Origin of the sequence: Planktothrix sp. FACHB-1355, assembly GCF_014748295.1 — a bacterium.
Lineage (GTDB): Bacteria > Cyanobacteriota > Cyanobacteriia > Cyanobacteriales > Aerosakkonemataceae > Aerosakkonema > Aerosakkonema funiforme_A.
The window spans coordinates 1-5,212 of record NZ_JACJUP010000414.1 but is presented as its reverse complement, the minus strand read 5'-3'; the positions used below and the strand labels follow the sequence as shown (position 1 = coordinate 5,212).

The following is a 5,212-nucleotide window of genomic DNA, read 5'->3' as shown; positions in this document are numbered from 1 at the left end:
CACGCACCTCTACGAACACGCCGATCCGCGTCAAGGATATCACCCGGATTGGAATAGTGCTATCTTCAATTACGGACGCAACGAAGTCAAAAGTTTTCTGATCGGCAGTGCATTCTTTTGGTTGGAAAAATGCCACATTGATGGATTGCGAGTCGATGCGGTAGCTTCCATGCTTTACCTGGATTATTCTCGCAAACACGGCGAATGGGTAGCAAATCAATACGGCGGACATGAAAATTTGGAAGCAATTGCTTTCATCCGTCGCTTCAACGAAGCAATTTACGATCGCTTCCCCGATGTCATGACTATAGCGGAAGAATCAACCTCTTGGTCGATGGTATCTCGTCCCAGCTATTTAGGCGGTTTGGGATTCGGTTACAAGTGGGACATGGGATGGATGCACGACACCCTCAGCTACATGAGTCAAGACCCCATCCACCGCAGATATCATCACCGCCTGCTTACTTTCAGAATGCTGTATGCGTACAACGAAAACTTCATCTTACCGCTTTCTCACGATGAAGTCGTACACGGCAAAGGGTCGCTAATTGGTAAAATGCCGGGAGACTATTGGCAGCAATTTGCGAATTTGCGATCGCTCTTCGCTTATATGTACGCCTCCACCGCCAAAAAGCTACTATTTATGGGTGGCGAAATCGGTCAGTGGAGCGAATGGAACCACGACACCAGCTTAGATTGGCATTTGTTAGGTTATCCCACCCACGCCGGTTTGCAAAAATGGGTGGCTGACTTGAACAAAATTTACCGAGAAGAACCGGCACTTCACGAACTCGATTGCGACCCTAACGGTTTTGAATGGATTGATTGCAACGACTCGGAAAATAGCGTTGTCAGCTTAATTCGGAAAGGAAGTTGGGCGTTGCAAACAGAAGAATCAGAAGCATCTGCCGATCCAAAATCGCCAAAATCGATCGTCTTGGTAGTGTGCAATTTTACTCCCATACCTCGTTACAATTACCGAATTGGCGTTCCCACAGATGGCTACTGGAAAGAATTGCTCAACAGCGATGCTGGGGAATACGGCGGTAGCGGTGTCGGTAACTTCGGCGGTCAAGAAGCACAGGAAATTCCCTGTCACGGACGACCCTATTCTCTCAATCTGATTCTACCACCCTTGGGTGTTGTCTTCTTTAAGAACGAGCGATCGAAACAAGATTAGGACTTATACCAAATCCGGGTTGAGTACTCCTATTATTTAAAGGAGAGAGTGGAGAGTGGGGGAGTCGGAGAATGCAACATCTAGGCAGAAAAGGCGGGTAGCTAACCTGGATTTGGTATTTCGCAGCAGCCCTGAAGATTAAACACCGAAAAATCCTCTCTCTTTCTCTTGACAAGGTAACCTGATTGCGCTCGATCGCTTATAAATGAATGGCACTAAGATAAGCCGATCGGCGAGGCGGAGTGTCCTGTCCCAGCTAAACTTAGCGCCATTCCACTTCTAAATTCTGACTTACAGCTTTGCTTCACATAACTACTTCTTACGATAGAAGCTTAAAAAATATATTAACAGTTAAATTAAGCTCAACTAATCGTTAGAACAAAAACTTACAGGACTTCTGCAAGTGTCACTGCTAGAAAGCCTCCTGCAAATGTATTGTCCCATTTAGGATACTAGCCCTTCGTCTGAAATCGCACTTCTTTGTCCTTAACAAAATCGCCAATTTCAAACTTGAGATTCTAGATTGCCAGTGCTTTCTTCCATTCAAAATCTCAAATATGAAATTGCCAATTTCTCATGCGCTAGCTGATTCTATCTGACTATCATTTTTGAGTGAGTTTACAAATATGCACCTAGAAGTCTGGCCTGGAAATGTATATCCTTTAGGTTCCTTTTGGGATGGCAAAGGAACAAATTTCGCCTTATTCACCGAAAACGCCACAGCTGTAGAAGTTTGTTTATTTGACAAAGATGGTAACGAGAAACGCATCCCTCTGAATGAATATGACAACCGCGTTTGGCACTGCTACATACCCGGAGTAGCGCCGGGACAACGTTATGGCTTCCGAGTGCATGGCCCCTACGATCCATCGCAAGGTCATCGCTTCAACCCCAACAAACTTTTGATCGACCCTTATGCAAAAGCCATAGATGGCGATGTCGTCAGTGGGCCAGAACTGTTTGGCTACTCTTGGGAAGACCCAGCAGAAGACCTATCTTTCAGCGAATTGGATAGCGCCCACCTCATCCCGAAATCGGTTGTTATCGACGAATCTTTTGATTGGGAAGGCGATACACTCCTGCGAACTCCCTTCCACGAAACTATTATTTACGAAGTCCACGTCAAAGGCTTCACCCAACTCCAACCGAATATGCCAGAAGAACTGCGGGGTACATATGCCGGACTCGCCCATCCCGCCAGTATCGCCCACCTTCAATCATTAGGAATTACAGCAGTAGAACTGATGCCGGTGCATCACTTCCTCAGCTATCCCGGACATCTGCTTGATAAAGGACTGAAAAATTACTGGGGTTACGATTCCATCAATTACTTTGCCCCCTACTCCGGTTACAGTTCCGATCAAACTCCGGGGGGTCAGGTACGGGAATTTAAGGAAATGGTGAAAGCGCTGCACAAAGCCGGAATTGAAGTTATTTTGGATGTCGTTTACAACCACACCGGCGAAGGCAATCACAAAGGCCCTACCTTATCGTTTCGCGGTATAGATAACGCCGCTTACTATCAACTCTCGCCAGACGATCGCCGCTACTACATGGATTTTACCGGATGCGGCAATACCCTCAACGTCGGACATCCACAAATCTTGAAATTAATCATGGATAGTCTGCGCTACTGGGTATTGGAATGTCACGTCGATGGATTCCGGTTTGACCTTGCCTCCGCACTGGCACGCGAACTATTTTATGTGGATAGTTTGGCATCTTTCTTCACCATCATCCACCAAGACCCGGTACTCGCCGATGTCAAACTGATTGCCGAACCTTGGGACGTGGGAGAAGGCGGCTATCAAGTCGGTAACTTCCCCCTGCTGTGGTCGGAGTGGAATGGCAGGTATCGGGATGTCATGCGCGACTTCTGGCGCGGTGAGGATGGTAGTTTAGGAGAATTCGCTTACCGCTTGACTGGCAGTTCTGACTTGTACCAGATGAATGGGCGCAGTCCTTATGCCAGTATCAATTTTATTACCGCTCACGATGGCTTTACTCTCTACGATTTGGTCAGTTACAACGAAAAGCACAACGAAGCGAACGGAGAAGGTAACTGCGATGGCGAAAGTCACAATCGTTCTTGGAATTGTGGCGCAGAAGGGGATACCGATGACCCGGAAATATTGGCGTTGCGGGAACGACAAAAGCGCAATTTCTTGGTGACGCTGTTCCTCTCCCAAGGCGTACCGATGCTGCTTTACGGCGACGAAATGGAACGCACCCAAAAGGGTAACAACAATGCCTATTGTCAAGATAATGAAATTTCTTGGATAAATTGGGAATTTCCAAAACTAAAAGCCGATTTGTTAAATTTCGTTCGGCAGTTGATCTTTTTCCGCCGCAAGCATCCGGTATTCCAGCGACGCAAGTGGTTTCAAGGCAGACCCATCCACGGTAGGACTATCAGCGATATTGTCTGGTTCAATCCCGATGGTAGCGAGATGAGTGACGAACAGTGGAATGATGGTTTTGCTAAGTCAATTGGTGTTTTTTTGAACGGTGAGGAAATTCCCAGAGTTGGGCCGCAAGGTCAGCGCATCATGGATGAAAGCTTTCTGTTGTTCTTTAATGCCTACTGGGAAACGATCGAATTTCAGTTACCGGAGGGGATAGAAAACAGAGAGTGGCAAGTTGTCATCGATACTAAGGAGTCTGATTTTATCGAAGACGGCCCTATTTTCACAGATGGTAAAGCTGTACCTGTGACGGGGCGATCGATCGTGCTGTTGCGGCGTCTACCCTATTAGGGGTTAGGGAAGAGCGGGGGAGCGGGGGAGCGGGGGAGTGGAAGAATTAATATTTTCCCTTTTTCCTCTCCCTCTTCCCTCTTCCCTCTTCCCTCTTCCCTCTTCCCTCTTCCCTAACCCCTAACCCCTAACCCCTAGCCCCTAAGTATACTATGCTTCCAGAACTTGGCGGATGCGGCGTTCTAGACGATCGATATCCAAACTCCCTTCGTCGCGGGTAATGCGGCGCACAGTTGGGTTGACGTTAGCCAAATCTACTAATAAATCTTGGAGGATTTCTTGCTGCTGGCGAGATTGGGTAACCTCATGCGGTTCTTGTACCAAGTCCCGCACAATACTGTCTTCCGCACGCGAGGCAACTAAGGGGTCGCTTTCTCCTTCCACATGAACAAATGTGCGTCGTCCTGGGCCGCGTTCTTCTTCAATCGGCACGATCGCTGTCACTCGATCCGATCGCACATATTTGCCATATCCTAAATGTACTAAAACTGGTGATTGTAGTTTCATTTTATTGAGCAATTCTCTAGTGACTTACCTCTATTTTAACGCCTGTAAAAATGGCTGTGCAGCTATACAATGAGCGGATTTTACCCTACTTTTAGATGGGGTTTCCTGTTGTCAGTTTCCGCACCAAACCTCCCACTTCATCAGTGTTATAAATACTGCGTTTTTGTCTGCTTTGTACGGTTACTTGCCAGCCACTTACCATCAACGGATCGCAAGGGTGGGGAAAAGTCGGACGTTCGCAACCATAAGCCCAATTCGTTCTTTCTGCCTTCACAATGCGGAGTGCGGAAACGGGCAATCTCCACTCTTGAGCAGCTGCTTTTAAAACAGCATTGGCAACTTGTGAAGGTAAATTGGCATCGCTGATATTGCTGGCTTTTTCATTCAACCGAATTTGGGAACCGTTACCGTTAGAATGATATACCAAACGCTGTCTTCCTCCTGCTACTGTCACCTCCCAAGCAAATATTCCTATTTCCGGGCAAGCTTCCCCCGGACGGGGCAAATTCAAACAGCCGTCAGTCATAATTTGTTTGGAACTAACAATGCGTAGCTGCGAAATTTGCAACCCCGTGCGTTGGGATGCCGATCGCAAAACGGCATTGACCACAGAGTTAGGCAATCTGTTGCGGTTCGACTCTCTTTGTTTGCCGATCGCACTGGTGTTTTCTGGAAGGGTGGCAGATTCAGCAACATCTCGATCGAAAATCGCAAAAATACCACTAACTGATAAAATTACACCCAAAATAAAAGCAGTAAAATTCCGGTC

General features: G+C 47.2%; 3 protein-coding genes and 1 pseudogene. 2 read left to right on the top strand and 2 right to left on the bottom strand.

Annotated features, from left to right (window positions below; translation table 11 throughout):
- Both glgB and glgX read left to right on the top strand, forming a co-directional pair.
- The coding region (glgB, locus tag H6S82_RS17245; RefSeq protein ID WP_191056466.1) for a 1,4-alpha-glucan branching enzyme at positions 1 to 1,180 on the top strand (1,180 nt) is incomplete at its 5' end.
- Positions 1,181 to 1,806: 626 nt separating this feature from the next.
- Positions 1,807 to 3,936: a glycogen debranching protein GlgX gene (gene glgX, locus H6S82_RS17240; protein ID WP_190468192.1), complete on the top strand. Its 2,130-nt coding sequence runs from the start codon at positions 1,807 to 1,809 to the stop codon at positions 3,934 to 3,936.
- Positions 3,937 to 4,086: 150 nt separating this feature from the next.
- Here the strand turns inward: glgX and H6S82_RS17235 are convergent, their stop codons facing one another.
- Together H6S82_RS17235 and H6S82_RS17230 are read right to left on the bottom strand one after the other, a co-directional pair.
- A complete protein-coding gene (locus H6S82_RS17235) occupies positions 4,087 to 4,443 on the bottom strand; it encodes a hypothetical protein (RefSeq protein WP_191056465.1) in 357 nt (118 codons plus the stop codon).
- Between the two features lie 91 nt (positions 4,444 to 4,534).
- Positions 4,535 to 5,212: pseudogene (locus tag H6S82_RS17230) on the bottom strand (hypothetical protein); the annotation flags it as partial.

What these genes read in the sequence shown, in the direction of transcription:
- glgX (WP_190468192.1), top strand. Translation starts at nt 1,807, where the DNA reads ATGCACCTAGAAGTCTGGCCTGGAAATGTATATCCTTTAGGTTCCTTT.
- H6S82_RS17235 (WP_191056465.1), bottom strand. Translation starts at nt 4,443, where the DNA reads ATGAAACTACAATCACCAGTTTTAGTACATTTAGGATATGGCAAATAT.